Annotated in this window: 19 protein-coding genes; 7 read left to right on the top strand and 12 right to left on the bottom strand. The window is 67.5% G+C overall.

Features of this window, described 5'->3' with window-relative positions; translation table 11 throughout:
* Positions 1–7: 7 nt before the first annotated feature.
* From A2G96_RS23050 to A2G96_RS23030, 5 genes are all read left to right on the top strand, one after another.
* On the top strand, positions 8–472 hold the full coding sequence (locus A2G96_RS23050) for a DoxX family protein (protein ID WP_062802545.1): 465 nt from the start codon (positions 8–10) through the stop codon (positions 470–472).
* Positions 473–477: 5 nt separating this feature from the next.
* The gene (locus tag A2G96_RS23045) at positions 478–2145 is read left to right on the top strand and encodes an MFS transporter (protein ID WP_062804100.1); all 1668 of its coding nucleotides are present in this window, start codon (positions 478–480) and stop codon (positions 2143–2145) included.
* 25 nt (positions 2146–2170) lie between these two features.
* Entirely contained in the window at positions 2171–2449 is a 279-nt protein-coding gene (locus A2G96_RS23040) for a XapX domain-containing protein (protein WP_062802544.1), read from the top strand.
* Positions 2436–3542 carry a porin gene (locus A2G96_RS23035; RefSeq protein WP_062802543.1) on the top strand — a complete coding sequence of 369 codons (1107 nt, stop codon included), beginning with the start codon at positions 2436–2438 and terminating at the stop codon, positions 3540–3542. The genes A2G96_RS23040 and A2G96_RS23035 overlap by 14 nt, the downstream gene beginning before the upstream one ends.
* Before the next feature lie 67 nt (positions 3543–3609).
* Positions 3610–3993: a response regulator transcription factor gene (locus A2G96_RS23030; protein ID WP_082819074.1), complete on the top strand. Its 384-nt coding sequence runs from the start codon at positions 3610–3612 to the stop codon at positions 3991–3993.
* A gap of 11 nt (positions 3994–4004) precedes the next feature.
* On the opposite strand, the gene A2G96_RS23025 is transcribed toward A2G96_RS23030, so the two are convergent.
* From A2G96_RS23025 to A2G96_RS23010, 4 genes are all read right to left on the bottom strand, one after another.
* The gene (locus A2G96_RS23025; RefSeq protein WP_417926439.1) at positions 4005–5225 is read right to left on the bottom strand and encodes a CaiB/BaiF CoA transferase family protein; all 1221 of its coding nucleotides are present in this window, start codon (positions 5223–5225) and stop codon (positions 4005–4007) included.
* An 87-nt stretch (positions 5226–5312) separates the two neighbouring features.
* A complete protein-coding gene (locus tag A2G96_RS23020) occupies positions 5313–6317 on the bottom strand; it encodes a Bug family tripartite tricarboxylate transporter substrate binding protein (RefSeq protein ID WP_062802541.1) in 1005 nt (334 codons plus the stop codon).
* 39 nt (positions 6318–6356) lie between these two features.
* Entirely contained in the window at positions 6357–7445 is a 1089-nt protein-coding gene (locus tag A2G96_RS23015) for a Zn-dependent alcohol dehydrogenase (protein WP_062802540.1), read from the bottom strand.
* A gap of 54 nt (positions 7446–7499) precedes the next feature.
* Entirely contained in the window at positions 7500–9383 is a 1884-nt protein-coding gene (locus tag A2G96_RS23010) for an alkyl/aryl-sulfatase (RefSeq protein ID WP_231909725.1), read from the bottom strand.
* Positions 9384–9617: 234 nt separating this feature from the next.
* Between A2G96_RS23010 and A2G96_RS23005 the strand changes: the two genes are divergently transcribed.
* Positions 9618–10364 (top strand): TetR/AcrR family transcriptional regulator, encoded by a 747-nt coding sequence (locus tag A2G96_RS23005; protein ID WP_082819073.1) that lies wholly within the window; start codon positions 9618–9620, stop codon positions 10362–10364.
* 25 nt (positions 10365–10389) lie between these two features.
* Here A2G96_RS23005 and yddG read toward each other — a convergent pair whose 3' ends face one another.
* From yddG to A2G96_RS22990, 3 genes are all read right to left on the bottom strand, one after another.
* Positions 10390–11313, bottom strand: coding sequence for an aromatic amino acid DMT transporter YddG (gene yddG, locus A2G96_RS23000; protein WP_062804098.1), 924 nt, complete (start codon positions 11311–11313; stop codon positions 10390–10392).
* A gap of 101 nt (positions 11314–11414) precedes the next feature.
* Positions 11415–13049 (bottom strand): AMP-binding protein, encoded by a 1635-nt coding sequence (locus tag A2G96_RS22995; RefSeq protein WP_062802537.1) that lies wholly within the window; start codon positions 13047–13049, stop codon positions 11415–11417.
* Positions 13046–13693, bottom strand: coding sequence for a TetR/AcrR family transcriptional regulator (locus tag A2G96_RS22990; RefSeq protein WP_062802536.1), 648 nt, complete (start codon positions 13691–13693; stop codon positions 13046–13048). The genes A2G96_RS22995 and A2G96_RS22990 overlap by 4 nt, the downstream gene beginning before the upstream one ends.
* A 151-nt stretch (positions 13694–13844) precedes the next feature.
* Here A2G96_RS22990 and A2G96_RS22985 point away from each other — a divergent pair, with 151 nt between their 5' ends.
* Positions 13845–14747, top strand: a complete 903-nt coding sequence (locus A2G96_RS22985; RefSeq protein WP_062802535.1) for a crotonase/enoyl-CoA hydratase family protein — start codon at positions 13845–13847, stop codon at positions 14745–14747.
* A gap of 70 nt (positions 14748–14817) precedes the next feature.
* Here the strand turns inward: A2G96_RS22985 and A2G96_RS22980 are convergent, their stop codons facing one another.
* From A2G96_RS22980 to A2G96_RS22960, 5 genes are all read right to left on the bottom strand, one after another.
* Positions 14818–16953 (bottom strand): 3-hydroxyacyl-CoA dehydrogenase NAD-binding domain-containing protein, encoded by a 2136-nt coding sequence (locus A2G96_RS22980; RefSeq protein WP_062802534.1) that lies wholly within the window; start codon positions 16951–16953, stop codon positions 14818–14820.
* Between the two features lie 68 nt (positions 16954–17021).
* On the bottom strand, positions 17022–18185 hold the full coding sequence (locus A2G96_RS22975) for a thiolase (RefSeq protein WP_062802533.1): 1164 nt from the start codon (positions 18183–18185) through the stop codon (positions 17022–17024).
* Positions 18182–18580 (bottom strand): Zn-ribbon domain-containing OB-fold protein, encoded by a 399-nt coding sequence (locus A2G96_RS22970; RefSeq protein ID WP_062802532.1) that lies wholly within the window; start codon positions 18578–18580, stop codon positions 18182–18184. Before A2G96_RS22970 ends, A2G96_RS22975 begins: the two co-directional genes overlap by 4 nt.
* Positions 18581–18587: 7 nt before the next feature.
* Complete coding sequence (locus A2G96_RS22965; RefSeq protein ID WP_062802531.1) at positions 18588–19580, bottom strand: tripartite tricarboxylate transporter substrate binding protein; 993 nt, start codon at positions 19578–19580, stop codon at positions 18588–18590.
* Between the two features lie 200 nt (positions 19581–19780).
* Positions 19781–21325, bottom strand: a complete 1545-nt coding sequence (locus tag A2G96_RS22960) for an acetolactate synthase large subunit (RefSeq protein ID WP_062804097.1) — start codon at positions 21323–21325, stop codon at positions 19781–19783.
* Positions 21326–21366: the final 41 nt, after the last annotated feature.

The following is a 21366-nucleotide window of genomic DNA, read 5'->3' as shown; positions in this document are numbered from 1 at the left end:
ACCGGCCATGCCTGAACCGACCACCACGCTGACGCCGGCCTCCGCCGGCGCCTCCACGCTCCTGCTGCCGCGCTGGCTGCACTGGCTCGCGCTGTTGCTGCTGTGCGCAGCCTACCTGCAGGGCGGTCTGGTCAAGCTGGCGGACTTCCGCGGCGCGATTGCTGAAATGCAGCACTTCGGCCTGTCGCCGGCGGTGCCGATGGCGATCGCCACCATCGTGCTGGAGCTGGGCGCCTGCGCCATGATCCTGCTGGGCTGGCGCCGCTGGCTGGGCGCCCTGGCGCTGGCGGCGTTCACGCTGGCCGCGACCTTCGTCGCCAACCGCTTCTGGCAGGCGCCGCCCGACGCGCAATTCATGATGGCCAATGCCTTCTTCGAGCACCTGGGACTGGTGGGCGGCTTCGTGCTGGTGGCCTGGCATGACCTGCGCGAACGCGCGCTGCGCACGCAGCTTGCGCAAACGGAGCGGTGACCGGCATGGCCGAACAAGCACTCCGTCCCACGCCCACGCCCGCCAACGGCGGCACCAATGGCGGCACCTTCGCGCCGCTGGCGCAGGCCACTTTCGCGGTGCTGTGGGCCGCGACCATCCTCGGCAATATCGGCAGCTTCATGCGCGATGTGGCCAGCGCGTGGCTGGCCACCGACCTGTCCACTTCTCCCGCCGCAGTCGCCACGATCCAGGCCGCGGCCACGCTGCCGGTGTTCCTGCTGGCGATCCCGGCCGGCGTGCTGTCCGACATCCTCGACCGCCGGCGCTTCCTGATCGCGGTGCAGGTGGGGCTGGCCATGGTCAGCGGCACGCTGATGGTGCTGGCCTGGCGCCAGGCACTGACGATCGAGATTCTGATCGGCATGGCCTTCCTCGGCGGCATCGGCGCGGCAATGATGGGGCCCACCTGGCAATCGATCGTGCCGGAACTGGTGCCGCAGCACGAGCTCAAGCGCGCGGTCGCGCTCAATGCCCTCGGCGTCAATATCGCGCGCGCGATCGGCCCTGCCGCCGGCGGCCTGCTGCTGGCGGCGTTCGGCGCGGCCACGACCTATGGCGTGGACCTGGTCAGCTATGTCTTCGTGATTGCCGCGCTGCTGTGGTGGAAGCGCCCGCAGCGCCCCGCCGACCCGTTGCGCGAGCATTTCCTGGGGGCGTTCCGCGCCGGGCTGCGCTTTACCCGCGCGCATAGCAAGCTGCATGTCGTGCTGGCGCGCGCGGCGGTGCATTTCGCCTTCGGCAGCAGCATCTGGGCGTTGTTGCCGCTGGTGGCAAAGCAACTGCTGCAGGGCGGCGCCAGCCTCTATGGCGTGCTGCTGGGCGCGGTCGGCCTCGGCGCCATCCTCGGCGCGCTGGTGATGCCGCGGCTGCAGCGGCGCCTGGATGCCGACGGCATGGTGCTGCTGTCGGCCATCGTCACCGCGGCGGTGATGGCGGCGCTGTGCGTCGCGCCGCCGGTGTGGCTGGCGCTGCCGCTGCTGCTGTTTCTCGGCGCGGCGTGGATCACCGCGCTGACCACGCTGGGCGGCGTGGCGCAGGCGATCCTGCCCAACTGGGTGCGCGGACGCGCGCTGGCGGTCTACCAGATGGTGTTCAACGGCGCGATGGCTGCCGGCAGCCTGGTATGGGGCTTCGTGGCGCAGGCGCTGGGCATCTCCGGCGGGCTGCTGGTCGCCGCCGGTGGCTTGCTGGCGGCGGCGCTGCTGCTGCACCGGCTGCGGCTGCCGCGCGGCGAGGAAGACCTCGGCCCCGCGCAGCACTGGCCGGAGCCGGAAGGCGCCGACGAGATCGCGCATGACCGCGGCCCGGTGATGGTGCTGATCGAGTATTGCGTCCGCGCGGAAGACCGCGATGCCTTCCTGCGCGCGGTGCACAAGCTGTCGGAAGAACGGCTGCGCGACGGTGCCTTCAACTGGGGCGTGATGGAAGACCCCGCCGATACGGAGCTGCTGACCGAATGGTTCCTGGTCGAGTCCTGGGCCGAGCACCTGCGCCAGCACCGCCGCGTGCCGCACGCCGATGCCGACCTGCAGCGCGAAATCACGCGCTTCCATGCGCGCGAGACGCCGCCGCGCGTGCGGCACCTGCTGGGTGTGGGGCTGCCTGATGGATCAACAGCGGGGCCAAGCGCGTCACCGCCGGCGCCGCACTGACCTGCCAACCTCACCGGGAATCCCCATGAAGCTCTACCTCGTCTCCCTGGCCGCCGGCATCCTGGTCGGCATCATCTACGCGCTGATGCAGGTCCGCTCACCCGCCCCGCCGGTGGTGGCGCTGGTCGGCCTGCTCGGCATGCTGATCGGCGAACAGGTGGTGCCGCCGATCAAGCGCATGCTGGCCGGCGAACCGGTGACCGCCGCATGGTTCCATGCCGAGTGCATGCCCAAGATCACCGGCACGCCCGGCCCGACGCTGAACGCCGCCAGCAAGACGCCCGCCGACGATGCCGCGCACTAGCCCGGCCGTCCGCGCGCTGCTGGGTGCATGCTGCGCAGTGCTGTGCGCGCCCGCGCTGGCGGCGGGCAGCGTCACCGTCTACGGCCGCCTGAACACGTCGCTCGAGTACAGCCACGCCAGCACCGCGACCGACGGCACCGCCCTCGGCAGTGTCGTGCGCCTGAACAACAACCGCTCGGTAATCGGCCTGCGTGGCGAAGAAGACCTGGGCGGCGCGCTCAAGGCCGTATGGCAGGTCGAAAGCGCGCTGTCGCTCGATTCCGGCCAGGGCCAGATCGCCAGCCGCAATTCGCGCATCGGCCTGCAGGGCAGCCATGGCCTGCTGTTCCTGGGCCACTGGCACACGCCCTACACCGAGGCCACCATGGGCTACGACCCGTACTACCCGACCACCGCGGGCTATATGGCGCTGATCGGCAACGGCTCGGCCTCCAGCACCGACAACGTGGAAAACACCAGTTCGTTCGACCGGCGCCAGAAGAACATCGTGCAGTACCGCACGCCGCGCTGGGCCGGCGTCAGCCTGTGGCTGGGCTGGGGCTTGCCCGAGGAGAAAACCACCGTCGCGCGCAATCCCGCGCTGTACTCGGTGGCGGCGGTCTACGAGCGCGGCCCGCTCAACGCGACGCTGACCTGGGAGCGCCACCAGCACTACCAGGCCGCCGGCCGCAACGACGACGCGCTCAAGGCCGGCGTGGCGTGGCAGCTGCTGCCCGGCACGCGCCTGGCCGCGGTGGTCGAACACCTGCACTACCGCACCGATACCGGCGACCTGCAGCGCAACGCCTACTACGCGTCGATGGTGCAGCAAGTCGGCACCGGCAGCGTGCGCATCGGCGTGGCCTACGCGGCCAACGGCACCGGTTCGTCGGCGGATACCATCGGCTTCTTCCGCAGCGGCGCGCAGACCCATGCCACGCAGTTCACGGTCGGCTACGACTATCCACTGTCGCGCCGCACCGCGCTGTATGCCTACTACAGCCGCATCGACAACGCCGACAACGCGATCTACGACTTCGCCATCAACGACCTTGGCATCCGCGCCGGCGCCGATCCGCAGACGTTTGCGCTGGGGCTGCGGCACACCTTCTAGTGCCGCCCACGCAGCAAGGGGGCGTGCGTGACCCCTGCCAACGCGCACGCCTGTTCGAGGAGTTCGCGTGAATGCCACGCCCGTGATTGCCATCGTCGACGACGACGCCGCCGTACGGCACGCCATGGGGCGGCTGCTGCGCGCCTTCGGCCTGGCCGTGGAGCTCTACCCCGGCGCGGCGCAGCTCTTGGCATCGCCGTCGCTCGGCGGCATTGCCTGCGTGATCGCGGACGTGCAGATGCCGGGCATGAACGGCTTCGCGCTCAGCGCCGCGCTGCGCGCGCGCGGCCTGCGCATGCCGGTGATCTTCATGACCGCCTTCGACAGGCAGGGCTATGAAGCGCGCGCGCAGGCGGCCGGGGCGGCGTGCTTTATCGGCAAGCCGTTCGAGGATACCGAGATCATCCGGTGTATCGAACGGGCGCTGGGGTTGGCGGGCGACACGCGGTAGGCTGGGCAGCCTCAAGCACCACGCACCGTATCCGGCAGCGTCAGCACACCCTGTGCCTGCAACGCCCGCAGCTGCGCGTCGCTCATTTCCAGCAGCTGTTCCAGGATCTCCCGCGTACCCTCGCCAAGCGTCGGCGGGGCGGACCGGATCGGCAGGCGGCAGCCGTCGAGCCGATACGGCGGCGCGAACACGTGCGTGGTTCCCGCCACCGGATGCGGCATCTCGCGCAGCAGCCCGCTACGGCGCGTGCGTTCGCTGGTCAGCGCCTCATGCAACCCCGCCACCTTGCCGCAGGGAATACCGCAGGCGGACATGCGTTCCAGCAGCAGGTCCCGGGGGAAGCCGCGGATCACCTCGACGATCAGCGGTGTCAGGGTCTCGCGGTTGCTGGCCCGCGCTACGTTGGTGGCGTAGCGCGGATCCTCGACGATGTCGGGGCGCTCCACCACCTGCCGGCAGAACTTCTCGAACTGCGCGTTGTTGCCCACCGCGATGATCAGCGGCGCGTCGGCGGCATCGAACATGCCATACGGCACGATCGAAGGATGCGCATTGCCAAAGCGCGCCGGGTCGCGGCCGAGCAGCATCGCGTCGAGGCCGTAGTAGCCCGTGACCATCACCCCGCAGTCATACAGCGCCATCTCGACCATCTGGCCCTTGCCGGTGCGCTCGCGACGGAACAGCGCAGCCAGCACCGCCTGCGCCGCGTACATGCCCGTCATCAGGTCCACCACCGCGACGCCAAACTTGAGCGGCGGCTGGGTCGCCTCGCCATTCAATGCCATCAGGCCGGCTTCCGCCTGGATCACCAGGTCGTAGCCTGGCCGGGCGGCTTCGGGACCGCTGGTATCGTAGCCGGATACCGCACAGTAGATCAGGTCTGGCTTGATCGCCTTGAGCTGCGCGTAGCCGACCCCCAGCTTCTCGGCGCCGCCGGTCTTGAAGTTGTGGATCACGACATCGCATTGCGGCAGCAGCTCTCGCACGATCTTCAGGCCATCGGGGCTTTGCAGATCCAGCGTGACCGAGCGCTTGTTCCGGTTCATGCTGTTGAAGTAGGTCGTCTCGGTTTCGCCCACGCGCATGCCCCAGTCGCGGGTATCGTCGCCGCGGCCGGGGTGTTCGACCTTGATCACTTCGGCGCCAAGATCGGCCAGCACCTGGCCGCACAGGGGCCCGGCGAATACGCGCGACAGGTCGAGCACCCGTACCCCTTGCAGGGGCAGATCCATACTTTCGATCGTTTCCATATCCATTCATCCAGGTCGGAGGGAATCGCCACCCGGCCGCGGCACACCGCTGCCGGAACACTGCGTGGCTCAGTCCAGGGTAACGCCGGTATCGGCCGTCAGCTTCAGCATGACCGGCAAGAGCGCTTTATAGCCAGCTTCGGCCTGGTCGGGCAGGTTACCGACCGGCTCCGCGCCCATCGCCTCGATCTGCGCGCCCAGGGGCTCGCTGTTGACCAGCTTCGAGACTTCCTTGCCGAGCCGGTCAACGATGGCCTGCGGCGTCCTGGCCGGCACCAGCAGCGTCATCGGCGACACCACTCGATAGGACGGATCGGCGTAGCCGGCCTCGGCGAACGTGGGAACGTCCGGCAAGCGCTTCGCGCGGTTCGTCCCGGTCACGGCGAGCGGATGCAGCTTGCCGCTCGCGAAATACGGCTGCAGCATGGTGACGCTGCCGACGGTGACGTTGACCTGCCCGGCCAGCAGGTCGGTGGTCATCAGGCTCTCGCCCTTGTATGGCACATGCATGATGTCGATGCCGTAGGTCTTTGCCATATATGCCTGGATCGTATGGGCCAGCGTGCCCTGCCCCCACGAGCCCATGCGCAGCTTGCCCGGGTTCTGCTTGCCGTAGGCAATCAGTTCGGCCACGGTCCTGGCGGGCACCGACGGATTGACCGCCAGCACCGTGCGCGCCATGGCGATGTCGGAGACCGGGCGCAGATCGGTGCGCGGATCGTACGGCAGGCGCTTGTAGAGCGCGAGATAGGCGGTCAGCGGCGCGGGCGTGGAGAGCAGCAGCGTGTAGCCGTCCGCGGGCGCCTTCGCCACCAGGCTGGTGCCGATGATGCCACCGGCGCCGGTCTTGTTCTCGACCACCACCGGTTGCCCGAGGCGCTGGCTCAGCGCCTGCGCCAGTGTCCGCGCGAGAATGTCGGTCAGCCCACCGGCGGCAAAGGCGACCACCAGCCGCACCGGCTTGTCGGGATAGGTGCCGGCGGCATGGGCGGGAGCCGACTGCGTGGCCAGCAAGGCAAGTGCGATGGCTGCGCCGAGCGCCTGGCGGCGTCGGCATGAGCGGGGCAGGTTCATGTTGTGGTCTCCTCGTTGGTCTGCGCCGATGTCAGGGCGCTAGTGCTCGAACTGAATGACGGAGCGCGCCAGTTCACCGCGGCGCAGTTCGTCGAAGGCCTCGTTGATCTGCGCCAGCGCCATGCGCCGCGAGATCAGTTCATCCAGCTTCAGCTTGCCGGCCAGGTAGAAGTCCACCAGCCGCGGCATATCGACCGGGAAGCGGTTCGATCCCATCATCGATCCCTGGATGCGCTTCTCCGCGAGGAAATCGGTGCCCTTGAGCTCGATCTTGACACCTGGCGGAATCATGCCGATCACGGTCGCGGTGCCGCCCCTGCGCAGCATCGCGAACGCTTGCTCGGTGGTCTGCTTGAGCCCGATCGCCTCGAAGGCGTGATGCACGCCGCCGCCCGTCATCTCGCGCACCCCGTCGACCGCGTCGGCCGTGCTGGCGTCGATGACGTCGGTGGCGCCGAACTCCCGCGCCAGCGCCAGCTTGCCCGGCACGCGGTCGATCGCGATGATGCGGCCGGCGCCGGCGATCTGCGCCGCATTGATGGTGGCCAGGCCGATGCCGCCACAGCCGATCACGGCCACGGTTTCGCCGGGCCGGACCCTGGCGGTGTGCGCGACCGCGCCGAATCCGGTGGTGACCGCGCAGCCGATCAGGGCGGCGCGGTCGAGCGGCATGTCGCGCCGCACGGCGACCAGCGCGTGCTCGTGGATCAGCATCTGCTCGGCGAATGCCGACAGGTTGGCAAACTGGCGCATCACGCCGCCGGGCCGAGCCATCAGGCGCGGCTCTTCATCGTCGGCGCGGCGCGTGTCGGGCGCGATGCAGAGCGACAGGTGCCCGGTCAGGCAATGCTCGCAATGTCCGCAGTACGCCGACAGGCAGGTGATGACGTGGTCGCCGGGCTTGACCGTGCGCACTTCGGAACCCACCTGCTCGACCACGCCCGCGGCTTCATGCCCGAGCACCACCGGCAAGGGATGCGGGTAGGCTCCATCGACAAAGTGCAGGTCGGAATGGCAGACGCCAACCGCCGCCGTCCGTACCAGCACTTCGCGCGGACCCGGCTTCGCGATGGCGATGTCCTCGATCACGAGCGGCGTCTTCGGCGCGTGCAGAACTGCTGCTTTCATCTATCTATCCTTCGGTTGAGGTGAGGGGATCGTTTGCGCGGGCGTGGCCGCGGCTCACGGCTCGATGACATTGAACTGAGGATCGAAGGTCTCGAGCGTGCCCAGCAGTGCGGAGAACTGTTGCGGATCGCCGTCGACGCGGACGCGCCCTTCCGCCAGCGCCTTGCTGAAGTCGCTCTTGCGCAGCAGGATCGCGTCCAGCGTCGCGCGCTCCATGCTGACGGTGGCCAACGCCGCCTCCGGCCGCCGCCCGCTGCGCACGGTGAGCGCGCTGTTTTCCAGGTTGAGTGCGTAGCTGCGGCCGGTGTCGGTCATGACCCAGTCCAGCCGCAGCTGCATGCCTTCTGCCCGCTCGCCGTTGATGCGCACCGCGAGGTAGTCGAAGAACATCTCGTCGGTCATTGCGCGCACCATGTCGCTGCCGCGCGCGGTCTTGATCTCCACTGCCCTGGCGCCGAGGCGCAGCTCGCGCGCGCCGAGCAGGAAGGCGTTGCGCCAGGTCGCGGACTCGGCCTGGAACCCCATCTGTTCCATGGCCGCCGCGCCAAGCTCGCGCGCCTCGGTGTGGCCGGGTTCGGCGAAGACCACGTGGTTCATCACCTGCGCCACCCAGCGGTACTCGCCGCGCTCGAAGTCGGCGCGCGCGCGCGCGACCACGGCATCGGCCCCGCCCATGTATTCGACATACTTCCTGCCACCCGCCTCCGGCGTCAGCGCATGCAGGTTGGCCGGGTTGCCGTCATACCAGCTCAGGTAGTGCTGGTAGACCGCCTTGACGTTATGCGACAGCGTGCCGTAGTAGCCGCGCGCGTGCCACTGGCGCCGCAGGCTGCCGGGCAGGCGCAGCACCTCGGCAATCTCGCTTGCCGTCATGCCGTGGTTCATCAGCCGGACGGTCTGGTCGTGGATGTACTTGTAGAGGTCGCGCTGCTGGGCCAGGTATTCCGACAGCCGCGCGGTGCCCCAGGCCGGCCAGTGGTGCTGCGCGAAGGCCACGTCGGCGTGCGGGGCATAGCGCTCGAGCGCGCGGTCCAGGTACTGCGACCACAGCCGCGCATTGCGCACCTGGGCGCCGCGCAGCGGACAGAGATTGTGCAGCGTGCGGGTCGCGTTCTCGGCCAGGTTCAGTGCGCGCAGCTGCGGGAAAAAGAAGTGCATCTCCGCCGGCGCCTCGCTCTCGGGCGTCAGCTGGAACACGATCTCGATGCCGTCGATGGTGTGCGTTTCCGCTTCCTGCGCGATCAGCCAGGTGGGCGGGATCAGCGTGATGGTGCCGCGCCCCACGTTCTTGCCGAGGCCGCTGTCGATCTGGCAGCAGGCGTTGCGCGCCAGCGTGTGGCCGAACTGGAATTGCGCGCGGCGCCCCATCGCCGGCCCGGCGATCACGTTCTCGGAAACGGCGTGCTCCATGAAGCCTGCCGGCGCGATCACGTGTACCTTGCCCGCGCGGACATCGGCTTCGGACACCACGCCCTTGACCCCGCCAAAGTGGTCCGAATGGCTGTGGCTGTAGATCACCGCGACCACCGGCTTGCGCGGCCGGTGCGCCAGGTACAGGTTCAGCGCCACCGTGGCGCTTTCCGAGCAGGTCAGCGGATCGATGATGATCAGCCCGCTGTCGCCTTCGATGATCGTCATGTTGGCGAGATCGAAGCCCCGCACCTGATAGATGCGGTCGCAGACCTTGAACAGCCCGTGGTGCAGGTTGAGCCGCGCCTGCCGCCACAGGCTGGGATGCGCCGTGTCGGGCGCCTGCTCCGGCTGCAGGAAGCCGTAGTCGGCGACGCTCCACACCAGGCGGCCATAGTCGTCGCGAACTTCCGCGTCGGGCACGGTGGCGATGAAGCCGCGGCTCGCCTCTTCTTCGTCCAGTCCATCCTCGACGGGCAGGTCTTCCAGTGCCCGCAGCTGGGCGGCCCGCGTCGGGCCGGATGCCATGTTTTGCATAGGTCTGCGCTCGGTATCGTGGGGAGTGTCGGCGCGCCGCGGGCCGGGCCGGCGTTCGCCTGCAACGGGCGCCGGCGGCGCGCTGCCCAAAGTAAAGCACGTGCTTTAACCGAAGTAAAGCACTTGATTTAATCGTGGCGGATGTCTAAGCTGTCCCTGCCCGGCCAACGGGGCTGCCCTCGCTGTGCCCGATGGCCGGCAATGACTTCACTGCCAGGTTGAACGATGAAACAAGCCCCCGCCCGTGTGCGCCATAAGTCCGGGCCGGCCGAAGCTTTCGAAGCGGACGAAGCGATCGGCACGCCAGTCTCGGCGAACAGCTCTGACCTGCTGCTCTTCACGGCCGAGCGCCTCTATGCGGAGAAAGGCATCGATGCGGTGTCGATGCGCGAGATTTCCCGGGAGGCCGAGCAGAAGAACACCTCCGCGCTGCATTACCACTTCGGCTCCAAGGAAGCGCTGATCCGCGCCATCCTGCAGCGGCGCATGCAGGAGTTCGACGCGCTGCGCAATGTGTTCCTGGACCAGGCCTTGCAGCGCGACCCGCGGCCGAGCGTGCGCACCGCGATCGAGGCACTGGTCAGGCCCATGGCCACCGGGCTGACCGAGCGCGGCAAGGAGAACTACTACAACCGCTTCCTCGCGGCCGCGCAGATGCATCCCGATGTGGACATCGTCGCGTTCACCAGCGACGAGACCAATCGCGGCTTTCGCCGCGCCCAGGCGATACTGGAGGCGGCGCTGTCAGGCCTGCCCGCCAGCCTCGTCAGGCAGCGATATCTGTCCGGCCTGGCCTTCATCATCTTCAGCCTGGCGGATTTCGAGCGCATCAAGGCCAGGCGCGGGCGCCAGAACCGCGGCTTCGACATGACCCGCGCCGTCGAGAACCTGATCGACATGGCCGTCGGCGCCGTGCAGGCGCCCGTGTCGGAGCAAGTGCTGGCCCGGCTGCGCGAGAACAGCCAGGCCTGAGTCCTTTGTTTTCGTCTCTGTCGCGCTATGTCGCCTGGCTGGACGCAGCGGGTGGCGCGGCGCGCTCGCCTTTGCCGCGCGTCGCCAGCCAGCAAAGGACGGAACCCCCAACCACCATCGCCGCACCCTTCCAGAACGCGAAGGACAGCGGCGCACGCAGCAGCGCGGCAGCCAGCGCGGCCGACAGCACCGGAATGAAATACGACGCACCCGCGAGCACCGACACGTTGCCGTGCAGGATGCCGACATTCCACGCCGCATAACCAAAGCCCATCGCACCGGCAGCCAGCGCCAGGTAGACCACGCCGGCAACGCTGAACGCCATCGCTTCGCCGCCGGTGAACAGGTACTTGGTCCACAAGGCCAGCGCGGTCAGCATGAAGAACAGCGTGACGGCGTTCTTGCCCTGCGCGATACGGGCCGTCACGGTGCAGTAGCCCGCCCAGATCACCGCGCCCGCAAAGGCCAGCCCGTAGCTGAGCGGGTTGTCGCGCACGTTGGCCGCCATGCCCGCCACATCCAGCCCCTGGTCCCCGCCCAGTACCTGGCAGATACCAAGGATGGCCACCAGCAGACCCGGCACTACCAGCCAGCTGGCACGCTGCCGGTTGAACAGGATGGCGGCCAGCATGGTGAAGCTGGGCCACAGGTAGTTGACCATGGCCACCTCGATCGCCTGCCGGCCGCTGCTGGCGTAGCCGATCGACAGCGACAGGCACAGCTCGTACGACACGAACAGCACGCTGCCCCAGAGCAGGTAGGCGCGCGGCAGCGCCCGCAGCCGGACACTACCCACCGTGACCCACAGCAGCGCGGAAGCCACCGTGTACATCAGCGCCGCGCCACCGGTGGCGCCGAAGCTCTCGCTGACGCCGCGGATCAGGCCGACGATCGAACTCCACAGGAGCACGGCGACCAGGCCGACCAGCGTGGCGCGCTTTCTTTGCATGACTGCCATTTGGGGAATGCTGTCGATAGGAACGGACGGGGCATTACTTTACTTGACCCGCCGGCACGTCGATCCAGATGGCCCCGCGGCAGCTGCCAGCGTCAAAGCCCGAATTCGGCAAGCCCCCCGGCTTCCGCGAGCTCCCGCAGGCGGAACTTCTGGATCTTGCCGGAGCCGGTCATCGGAAACTCACTGCAGCAGAACCAGCGCGTGGGGATTTTGTGCGGGGCCAGCTGAAGGCGCAGGAAGTCACGCAGCGCATCCGGCTCAGGTTTGCCGCCTTCACGCAGCCTGATCGCCACGGCCACGACTTCACCCCACTTCTCGTCCGGCAAGCCAAACACCGCAGCCATCGCGACCGCCGGATGCTCGATCAGGCGCGCCTCGACTTCCGCGGGGTAAATGTTCTCCCCGCCCCGGATGATCATGTCCTTCAGTCGCCCGGTGACGCGCAGGTAGCCGCGTTCGTCCATGGTTCCCAGGTCGCCTGTTCGCAGCCAGCCGTCGGCCGACACCGCCGCTGCTGTCGCCTCCGGCATATTGAAGTAACCGAGCATGCATTGATAGCCGCGGGCCTGGATTTCTCCTTCCTGGCCGGTCGCGACGATGGCGCCATCCGCGGGGTCTGCGATCCGCACTTCCACTTGCGGCAGCGGGTAGCCTGCGGTGTTGGCCTTGTCTTCCTGGCTGTCGGCCGGCGACGACTGGCAGATGATCGGGCTGGCCTCGGTTTGTCCGTACACCGTAATGAGGTCGCAACCGAACTCGCGCTCGATGCGCCGCAGCAGTTCCGGCGGCACCGGCGCCCCGCCGGAACTCGCCACCTTCAGGCTGCGCAGGTCCACATCGCCGCGCCTGGGATGTTCCAGCATGGCAATGAGCATGGTGGGCACGCCGAACAGGAATTCGCAGCGCTCCCGCGCGATGGCGGTGAGCACGAGTTCCGGCTCGAACATCAACGGCAGCACATAGGTCGATCCGGTCGTGATGGCACCCAGCGAGCTGAGCACGGCGCCTGCCGTATGGAACAGCGGCATCGGGCTCATCAGGATCGACCCGTTCATGCCCGCGCGCGCCGCGACGTAGGCGGCGTTGGTGACCAGCCCGCGATGATGCAGCAGTGCGCCCTTCGGCTGGCCGGTCGTTCCCGAGGTGTACTGGATTTGCGCGGGATCCGTCGGCAGGACCGTCGGCAGCTCAGCTGTCGAACTGCATGTCAGCACCTCGCCATGCCAGTCAGACAGGCAGAATCGCTCGCGCACGCAGTCCGCTACCTCGCCGGCGATCGCGGACATGTTGGTGCCTCGGAATTCAGCCGTGTGCAGCAGACCGCTGGCCTGGGACTGCGTCAGCACATAACGCAGCTCGGCGGCACGCAGCCCGGGATTCGCGGTCACCAGCACCAGCCCTGCAAGCGCCGCGCCGTACTGCAGGATCACCCACTCTGGAACGTTCGGGGCCCACAGGCAGACCCGTTCGCCTGGCTCGAAGCGGGTCAGCAGCCAGCGTGCGCAGCGTTCCGCGTCGCGCATGAGTTCGTCGTAGGTCCAGCGTCGCGCGGTGCTGGCCGCGCCCGTGAGGGATGGCTGACCGGGCGCTGCCACTTCCACCAGGGCCGTTCGGTGCGGGTGGCGCAGGGCGGCGGCACGCAGGGCATCGCCGGTGGTCATATCGAGAACCGGTACCGAGGTGTCCGGGGCGATATAGGACAGGGCGGGGTCAGCAAGTCGGGTCAAGGCGTCGTCTCCAGTAGTAATTTTGTGGCCTGAATCCATTGGCCAATCAGCTGCTGCCGTCTGACGGGACTGCCGCGCAACACGCCGGACAGCGCCAGTCCCCTGAGAAACTCGATCGTCATGGCGATCACGGAGGCTTGCATCGGACTGCTGTCCGATGCCTCGAACAATGTTTTCAGGACGCGCTCGCTGTCCTTGCGCGCGCGACGCTCCGCCTCTGCCAGGGTCGCTCTCAGGTCTGGATCGGTACGGGAGACCGCCCATAGTTCGAGCTCCGCCAGGTACGCCGGCTGGACCGAGGCAATCGCCAGCACGCGGATCGCGCGCTCGACCACATCCCTGGTGCCTTCCAGCTTCGCCAGGCTTGCCAGCACCGCTTCCTCGTTGCGCTTGACCAGCCCTTCCACGGTTGCGGACAGCAGGTCCGCATGCGTCGGAAAGTGATGAAGCAAGGCGCCGCGGCTGACGCCGGCGCGGCGCTGGACCTCCAGCGTGGTGGCGCGGGCGGTGCCCTGCTCGATCACGATGGTCACGGCTGCGTCGAGAATGCGTTCGCGCGTGCCCAGCGTTTCCTTGCCGGTGGTGGCATTGGCGTTGGCAGGCTTTCCGGCGGATGTCCGGCGCGGGCGTTCGGTAGCTTTCATATGGACGAAGATTAGGAACAGTCAGAATTGACTGTCAACATAGCACAATCCCTGAGCAGTCAAAGCTGACGGTTCAACGACAGTCAGCATTGACTGTCAGGGTCCGGGCTTCCTAGAATGGATCCACTTATGTCCAGAAGAGAGCCCAGTCATGCCTGACTTCGATACCGTCCAGATTCAGCCCGATCCGCGCAATCCGCGCATTGCGCGGCTGTTGCTGAACCGCCCCGAGCGTCTCAATGCCATCACTGCAGGCATGCCGCGGGACATCCGCAGCGCCGTGGAATGGGCGAATGAGAACGATGAGATTCACGTGATCATTGTCGAGGGCGCGGGCAAGGGGTTCTGCGGCGGCTATGACCTGGCCGATTCCGCACAGACCTTGCGCGACCAGCCATGCCAGCAAGAGCAGTACCCGTGGGATCCCATGCTCGACTATCGCGCGATGAAGGGCTTTACCGAAGACTTCATGAGCCTGTGGCGCAGCCCCAAGCCGACCATTGCCCAGGTACATGGCGCGGCCGTGGCCGGCGGCAGCGATATCGCGTTGTGCTGCGATCTGCTCGTCATGGCAGACGACGCACGCATCGGCTATATGCCGACGCGCGTCTGGGGATGCCCGACCACGGCCATGTGGACCTACCGCCTGGGTTTTGCCCGGGCGAAACAGATGATGTTCACCGGCAACGTACTCGACGGGCGCACCGCCGCAGCCTGGGGACTGGCCAACGCTTCCGTTCCCGTAGCGGAGCTGGACAGCCACACCTTCGAACTTGCCGAGCGCATTGCCGGCGTGCCGAACAGCCATCTCGCCATGCACAAGATGGTCGTCAACCAGGTCATGCTGACGATGGGCCTGGAGCAAAGCCAGACCATGGCCACCCTGTTTGACGGCATCACGCGCCACAACCCGGAAGGGCTGTGGTTCCGTCGCTACGCCCAGGAAGCCGGATTCAAGGCGGCGGTCGCATGGCGCGACAGCGGGCAGCCGATTCCGGAAGGCGACGAGGCACGTGCCCTGATCCGGCAGATGGAAGATCGCCGCAAGGGCTGAACGGGGCTGTCCTTTCCGATCTGCCGTCGGCGTCCCCCGGCGGACCGGCAGGATGCCGCGATCCGGCTATTCAACGCCCGCTATCGAAGGATCCGGCACCACCGGCGACGAGACGTTCTAGCAGCGGCGCAGCCTCCCAATGCGCCCCATGCTGTGCGCGCAGGGCCAGGATGCGCGCCAGCACCTTGTCCAGGCCGAGCGTCTCGGCGTAGAACATCGGGCCGCCGCGCCAGGCCGGGAAGCCATAGCCATGCACGTAGACGACATCGATATCCGACGCGCGCCGCGCAATGCCTTCCTCGATGATGCGGGCGCCTTCGTTGACCAGGGCTAGCATGGTGCGTTCGACAATCTCCGCGTCGCAGATCTCGCGCCTGGCGATGCCGGCCTCGCGCGCGCAGTCTGCGATCAGTTCGTCGATCAGCGGATCGGGAATGGGCGTCCGGCTTCCCGGTTCGTAACGATAGTAGCCACCATTGGTCTTCTGACCGAAGCGGCCCAGTTCGCAAATGCGGTCCGCGACCCTGGAGTAGCGCAAGTGCGCGGGCCGCGTAGGCGCAAGCCGCTTGCGCGTGGCCCAGTTGATATCCATGCCGGCGAGATCCGCCATGGTCAGCGGGCCCATTGCCATGCCGAACCGTGTCAGGGCGCCGTCCACCTGTTGCGGCGATGCGCCTTCCTCCAGCAGAAAGCCGGCTTCTCTCCAGTACGGTGTCAGCATACGGTTGCCGACAAAGCCCTCGCATACGCCCACCAGCACCGGGATCTTCTGGATCCGCTGAGCCATCGCCATGCAAGTGGCAATCACGTCGGCACTGGTCGCGCGGCCGCGTACCACTTCCAGCAACTTCATGACGTTGGCAGGGCTAAAGAAGTGCAGGCCAATGACATCCCCTGGGCGGCTGGTGGCGCCCGCGATGACATCGATGTCAAGGCGCGAGGTGTTGGTGGCAAGAATGGCTGTCGGCTTGCAGGCCGCGTCCAGCTGCTTGAAGATGGCTTGCTTGACGGCCATATCCTCGAAGACGGCTTCGACCACCAGGTCGGCTTCGGCAACCGCCTCGAACGCCAGCGTCGGGGTGACCAGTGCCAGCCGCGCTTCGATCTGCTCGGGCTTGAGCTTGCCTTTCGACGCGGTGATCTCGTAGTTGCGGCGAATGAGCGACATGCCGCGGTCAAGCGCGGCCTGCTCCCGCTCGATCAATGCCACCGGGATGCCGGCGTTGGCATAGGACATGGCGATGCCCACGCCCATGGTTCCCGAACCCAACACCGCGACCCGCTCGATGGGCCGCAATGCCAGACCCTTGCCCTCGGCGAACTTCGGCGCCTCGCGCTCGGCGAAGAAGATATGCCGCAGCGATTTCGATTCATTGCCTGCCACGAGTTCTTCGAAGCGGGCGCGCTCGAATGCCAGTCCTTCTGCGATCGGCAGCTGCGTGGCCGCCTGCACACAACGGATGGCGGCTTTCTGCGCCACCGCGTTCCTTGCCTTGGGACTGACCGCTGCAAGACACGCCTCGAAATCCACCACGCCCTCCGGCACGTCCTTGCGGCTCGCTACCGGATGCTCGGCCGACTGTGCCGCACGCCGTGCAACCTCTATTGCGCGCGTCACCAATGCGGCGGCTCCCGCCATCTCGGCGCCGTCTGCCACGGCATCGGCCAGGCCGATCCGGACCGCTTCTCGTCCGCCAACCGGCGCACCCGTCTGGATCATCTCCAGGGCCCGCTTCACGCCGACCAGCCTGGGCAGACGTTGCGTACCACCTCCGCCTGGAACCAGCCTAAGGTTCACCTCGGGCAAGCCAAGTTTTGCGTCGGCTGTTACCACGCGATAGTGGCAGCCCAACGCGAACTCCAGCCCGCCCCCCAGCGCCACACCGTGAATGGCAGCCACCACGGGCTTCTTCGCAGCCTCGACCAGCGCCAGGATATCGCGGGAAGCCGGCCATGCCGTGGCCGCGGGCGTGTTGAACTGACGGATGTCGGCGCCGCCGCAGAATACCTTGCCCGCGCCGGCGATCACCACCGCAGCAATGGCGTCGTCCTCGAAAGCCCGCGTGATACCCGCGTGCAAGCCCGCTCGCGTCGTGTCGCCAAGACCATTGACGGGCGGGTTGTTCAACATCAGCACTGCAACGTCGCCGTGTTGCGCGTAGCTCACAGTAGGCGACAGGGGAATGGATTCGGTAATCGGAGACATCGACAACTCTCAGGAAAGATTCAGCGCGCCGAAGCGGCAAGGTGGTCTCGGGTCACGGCTGCAGCGCCCTATTGGCTGATCCCGAGGATCGCCGTGGCCTGGCTGGACAGGACGCCGCCGTTTCCATGCACCAGCGCCGTCTCGCAGCCATTTACCTGCCTTTCGCCAGCTTCGCCGCGCAACTGGGTCACGGCTTCGATGACAAGGAAGATGCTGTACATGCCGGGATGCACGCACGACAACCCGCCGCCGTTGGTGTTCATCGGGAAGTCGCCGCCGGGTTCGATACGGCCGCCTGAAATGAACGCACCGCCTTCGCCCTTGGCGCAGAAGCCAAGGTCTTCCAGGAACAGGATCGGATTGATGGTGAAGGCGTCGTACAGCCCGACAACGTCGATGTCCTTCGGCGTCAGCCCCGCCTGCGCGAACGCCCTCGCGCCGGAGTCGATTGCCGGCGTCCGCGTGAGATCCTCCATGCAGGAAATCTGGCGATGCCAATGCGCATGGCCAGCACCCAGCACATAGATGGGCCGGGCGTGCAGCGTCCTGGCCCGGTCCGCGCGCGTCACGACAAAGGCCCCGGCGCCGTCGGTGACCAGGCAGCAATCGCGTACCGTAAGCGGGTCCGAGATCATTTTGGCGCTGATGACGTCATCGACGGTGAGCGGATCGCGCGCAAAGGCATCGGGATTCAGCTGTGCCCATTTGCGCGCCGCCACGGCCACCTCGGCAAGCTGCGTGCGCGTGGTCCCGTACTCATGCATGTGCCGCGCCGCAGCCAGCGCATAGCTGGTGACAGGATTGAACGGCTGGTAGGGATGCTCATACGGTTGCGGGTCGAGTTCGGCGCGCATGGCATTGACACGCGAACTGCTCGGAATGCTGCGTGGATTGCTGCCGTAGCAGATCAGAACGTTCTCGCATTCCCCGGCCTCGATCGCCATCGCGGCAATACGCAGGTCCGCGATGAAAGAGGACCCGCCGAACATGGTGCTGTCGGAAAACCGGGGCCGGATACCCAGGTACTCGGCCATCCGCATGACCCACCAGGGCGAAGTCAGGCTGGACGTGATGATGCCGTCGATCTCCGCCATGCGCAGCCCGCTCGCGGCCACGGCCGCGCTGGCTGCCTGGGCGATGATTTCCTGTTCCGTGCGGCCGCCGGCGTGTCCGAGCCCGGCCAGCCCGGTACCGAGAATGGCCACGCCGCCGCGGTCAGTTGCCCTGGTCATGGCGTGTCTCCGGTGGGACGGAACACAAGCAACGCCGACTTGCCTGTCTGTCCGGTGTGTTCGCTCGGTTCGATGCAGGCCTTGACCCTGGCACCAATCTTTACGGCATCCGCTTCGATGCCGACCACCCGGCTCATCAGGCGAGGCCCCTCGTCGAGATCCACCAGGCAAACGTTGTGAGAGGTCTCCTTGCCGCGAACCACCGTGGTCGAATAGATCCGGCCATAGCCGGAGGGCGCGGTCCATTGCAGTGCATCCGAACCACAGAACGGACACAGCACGCGCGGAAAGAAGTGATACCTGCCGCATTCCCGGCAGCGGGGAATCTCGAACACCCCTTGCGCAAGCCGGCTGAAATAATGGCCGTCGGCACTTTGCATGTCATGGTCAGCCATCACGTCCTCACTGCTCGATCTGCACACCGGTGATCTTCACGGTGTCCTGCCACTTGGCCACCTCGGCCTCGACATACTTGCGGAACTCCGCCGGGTTCAGGCCGCCGGCGGCCTCCGCGTTCTGCCGCCTGAGCTTCGCCACCATGTCGGGCGAGGCCATGATGCGATTGACCTCGGCATTCAGGCGCGCCACGATTTCCCTGGGCGTCCCGGCGGGAGCGTAAAGGCCCAGCCAGGTATAGGCGTCAAAGTTCTTGTAGCCCGCCTCCGCGATGGTCGGGATATCAGGGAACAGCTTGCTTCGCTCTGCGCCGGTCACCGCGATGGCGCGCAACTTCCCCGCGGCAATAAAGGCGGAGACGCTCATCGAATCCTGGAACACGACCGGGATTTGTCCCGCCACCACGGCGTTGGTCGACGGCGACGCGCCTTTGTACGGGACATGAGTCATGGGCGCGCCGGTCATATGCCGGAACAGTTCGCCGGCCAGATGCGTCGAGCCGCCCGCCCCCGCGGAGCCGTAAGGCACGCTTGCCTGCGCCTTGGCCCATTTGATGAAGTCCGGCACGGTATGAGCCGGCACCGAAGGGTTGACCACCAGCATGTTTGGCGCCTTGGCAATCAGCGCGATGGGCTCGAAGTCCTGCACCGGGCGATAGCGGACCGACTTCTGGACCGCCGGCCCGATGACATGGCCGGTGGCGCTGAGCAGCAGCGTGTAGCCATCGGCCGGCTTGCGTGCCACGTATTCCGTTGCGATCTGGCCCGCCGCGCCCGGCCGGTTCTCCACGACGAAGCTCTGTTTGAGCGACTGGCTGAGTTCCGCGGCAACGAGACGCCCGACAATGTCGGTCATGCCGCCCGGCGCAAATGCCACCACGATGGTGACGGGCTTGGCCGGATAGGAATCGGCGCGGGCAGGCGCGGCGATGGTGCCGGCCAGCGTTGCGCAAGCGCTCAGTGTTATGACGAAGCGGCGGCGGGTAATGCCTGGATGCATGGTGTCTCCTGCGTCGTTTTTGTCCACCGGCGCGCGTATGGCACCGGTGCTTGCTTGTGGTCGAAGCAAGTATATTTTTCGACTGTACGGACACCTATCCGAAAATTTCGAAGCGCGGCTTCGCGGTATTTCAACGCCCTGGGGATTCGCTGACCGCACGAGGGGCGCGCGGCGGACATACTTGCCCGCCGCGCCCGCACTCAGATCACCAGTTCGATCACGAACGGTCCCTTGCGCGCGTTGGCCATGCGGAACAGGTCGTTGAAGCCTTCCATGTCGGTGGCCTGTGCGCCCTCCACACCCATGCCGCTGGCCAGCCTGACCCAGTCCAGGTCCGGGTTGCCGATATCGAGCATGTCGAGCGCGGTCTTGCCGGGGTTGGCGCCGACGCCGGCCAGTTCGCCCAGCAGGATGGCGTACTTGCGGTTGGCCAGCAGCACCACGGTGACGTCGAGCTGTTCGCGCGCCATGGTCCACAGCGATTGCAGCGTGTACATGGCCGAGCCGTCGGCCTGCAGCGCCACCACGCGCCGGCCCGGGGCGGCCACGGCCGCGCCGAGCGCCAGCGGCAGGCCCGCACCGATGGCGCCGCCGGTCAGCTGCAGCCAGTCGTGCGGCGCGGCGTGGACCGTACCAGGATAGAAGGCGCGGCCGAAGCTGACGCTTTCTTCCACCACGATGGCCTGCTCGGGCAGCAGCGCGGTGAGCGTGCGCGCCACCGCCTCGGAGGTGACCGCGCCGCGCGCGGGTTCCACCGGTGCGGGCACGTCAGCGGCAGGCAGCTGCGCGTGGCGCGCGCCGAGTTCACCGGCCAGCCGCGCCAGCGCTTCGGCCAGGTCTTCTTCGGGGCGCGCCAGCACATGCACCGCGGCATCTTCCGGATACGGGCGCGGCGACTTGCCCGGGTAGGCAAAGAAGGTCACCGGCGCCGGCGCGCCGACCAGGATCACGTTGCGGATGCCGGCCAGCTTGTCGCGCGCGGCATCGCCGGAATACGGCACGCGGTCCACCGCCAGTCGGCCGCGCCCGCGCGTGACGCGCGCATTGGACATGGGCGAAATCAGCCGCGCACCGGTGGCCGCGGCGATGCGGTGGGCGTCGGCCAGCGGCGCCTCGCGCAGCGCGCTGCCGGCCAGCACGATCAGCGTCGGCTGGCCCGAGCGCAGCACGCGCGCAGCCTGCTGCACGGCATCGGGCGAGACCTTGGGCACCGCCAGCGCCGGCAGCGGCGCGGCCACCACGCCGCCCGCATCCCAGCACACGTCGGACGGCAGGATCAGGCTGGCGACGCCGCCCGGCGCGGCGCAGGCGGCCTGCACCGCGGCCGACGCATCGGCCCCGACCGAAGCCGCCTGCGTGGCGGTGCGCGTCCACACCGAGACCGGCCGCGCCCAGCCTTCGGTATCGGCGGTCAGCGGCGCATCCAGCGGCCGGTGGTAGGTGGCCTGGTCGCCGATGATATTGACCACCGGCGTCTGCGCGCGCCGCGCGTTGTGCAGGTTGGCCAGCCCGTTGGCCAGCCCCGGCCCGCAATGCAGCAGCGTGGCGGCGGGCTTGCCGGCCATGCGCGCATAGCCGTCGGCCGCGCCGGTGACCACCCCTTCGAACAGCCCCAGCACGCAGCGCATGCCGGGAATGCGGTCCAGCGCCGCGACGAAATGCATTTCGCTGGTGCCGGGGTTGGCAAAGCAGGTGTCCACGCCATTGGCCAGCAGGGTCTTGACCAGGCTCTCGGCGCCATTCATCGGTTGTGCGTTGTCCATCTGGGGTCCGTTGGTTGGAGGGT

Source organism: Cupriavidus nantongensis, from assembly GCF_001598055.1.
In the GTDB taxonomy this organism is placed as follows: domain Bacteria; phylum Pseudomonadota; class Gammaproteobacteria; order Burkholderiales; family Burkholderiaceae; genus Cupriavidus; species Cupriavidus nantongensis.
The sequence above is the reverse complement of the archived record's forward strand: the minus strand, read 5'-3'. Positions and strand labels throughout refer to the sequence as shown.

Excerpts from the sequence above, each read along its gene's own strand:
- A2G96_RS23050 (WP_062802545.1), top strand. The coding sequence starts at position 8 with ATGCCTGAACCGACCACCACGCTGACGCCGGCCTCCGCCGGCGCCTCC.
- A2G96_RS23045 (WP_062804100.1), top strand. The coding sequence starts at position 478 with ATGGCCGAACAAGCACTCCGTCCCACGCCCACGCCCGCCAACGGCGGC.
- A2G96_RS23040 (WP_062802544.1), top strand. The coding sequence starts at position 2,171 with ATGAAGCTCTACCTCGTCTCCCTGGCCGCCGGCATCCTGGTCGGCATC.
- A2G96_RS23035 (WP_062802543.1), top strand. The coding sequence starts at position 2,436 with ATGCCGCGCACTAGCCCGGCCGTCCGCGCGCTGCTGGGTGCATGCTGC.
- A2G96_RS23025 (WP_417926439.1), bottom strand. The coding sequence starts at position 5,225 with ATGGATCTGCCCCTGCAAGGGGTACGGGTGCTCGACCTGTCGCGCGTA.
- A2G96_RS23020 (WP_062802541.1), bottom strand. The coding sequence starts at position 6,317 with ATGAACCTGCCCCGCTCATGCCGACGCCGCCAGGCGCTCGGCGCAGCC.
- A2G96_RS23015 (WP_062802540.1), bottom strand. The coding sequence starts at position 7,445 with ATGAAAGCAGCAGTTCTGCACGCGCCGAAGACGCCGCTCGTGATCGAG.
- A2G96_RS23010 (WP_231909725.1), bottom strand. The coding sequence starts at position 9,383 with ATGGCATCCGGCCCGACGCGGGCCGCCCAGCTGCGGGCACTGGAAGAC.
- A2G96_RS23005 (WP_082819073.1), top strand. The coding sequence starts at position 9,618 with ATGAAACAAGCCCCCGCCCGTGTGCGCCATAAGTCCGGGCCGGCCGAA.
- yddG (WP_062804098.1), bottom strand. The coding sequence starts at position 11,313 with ATGCAAAGAAAGCGCGCCACGCTGGTCGGCCTGGTCGCCGTGCTCCTG.
- A2G96_RS22990 (WP_062802536.1), bottom strand. The coding sequence starts at position 13,693 with ATGAAAGCTACCGAACGCCCGCGCCGGACATCCGCCGGAAAGCCTGCC.
- A2G96_RS22985 (WP_062802535.1), top strand. The coding sequence starts at position 13,845 with ATGCCTGACTTCGATACCGTCCAGATTCAGCCCGATCCGCGCAATCCG.
- A2G96_RS22980 (WP_062802534.1), bottom strand. The coding sequence starts at position 16,953 with ATGTCTCCGATTACCGAATCCATTCCCCTGTCGCCTACTGTGAGCTAC.
- A2G96_RS22975 (WP_062802533.1), bottom strand. The coding sequence starts at position 18,185 with ATGACCAGGGCAACTGACCGCGGCGGCGTGGCCATTCTCGGTACCGGG.
- A2G96_RS22970 (WP_062802532.1), bottom strand. The coding sequence starts at position 18,580 with ATGGCTGACCATGACATGCAAAGTGCCGACGGCCATTATTTCAGCCGG.
- A2G96_RS22965 (WP_062802531.1), bottom strand. The coding sequence starts at position 19,580 with ATGCATCCAGGCATTACCCGCCGCCGCTTCGTCATAACACTGAGCGCT.
- A2G96_RS22960 (WP_062804097.1), bottom strand. The coding sequence starts at position 21,325 with ATGAATGGCGCCGAGAGCCTGGTCAAGACCCTGCTGGCCAATGGCGTG.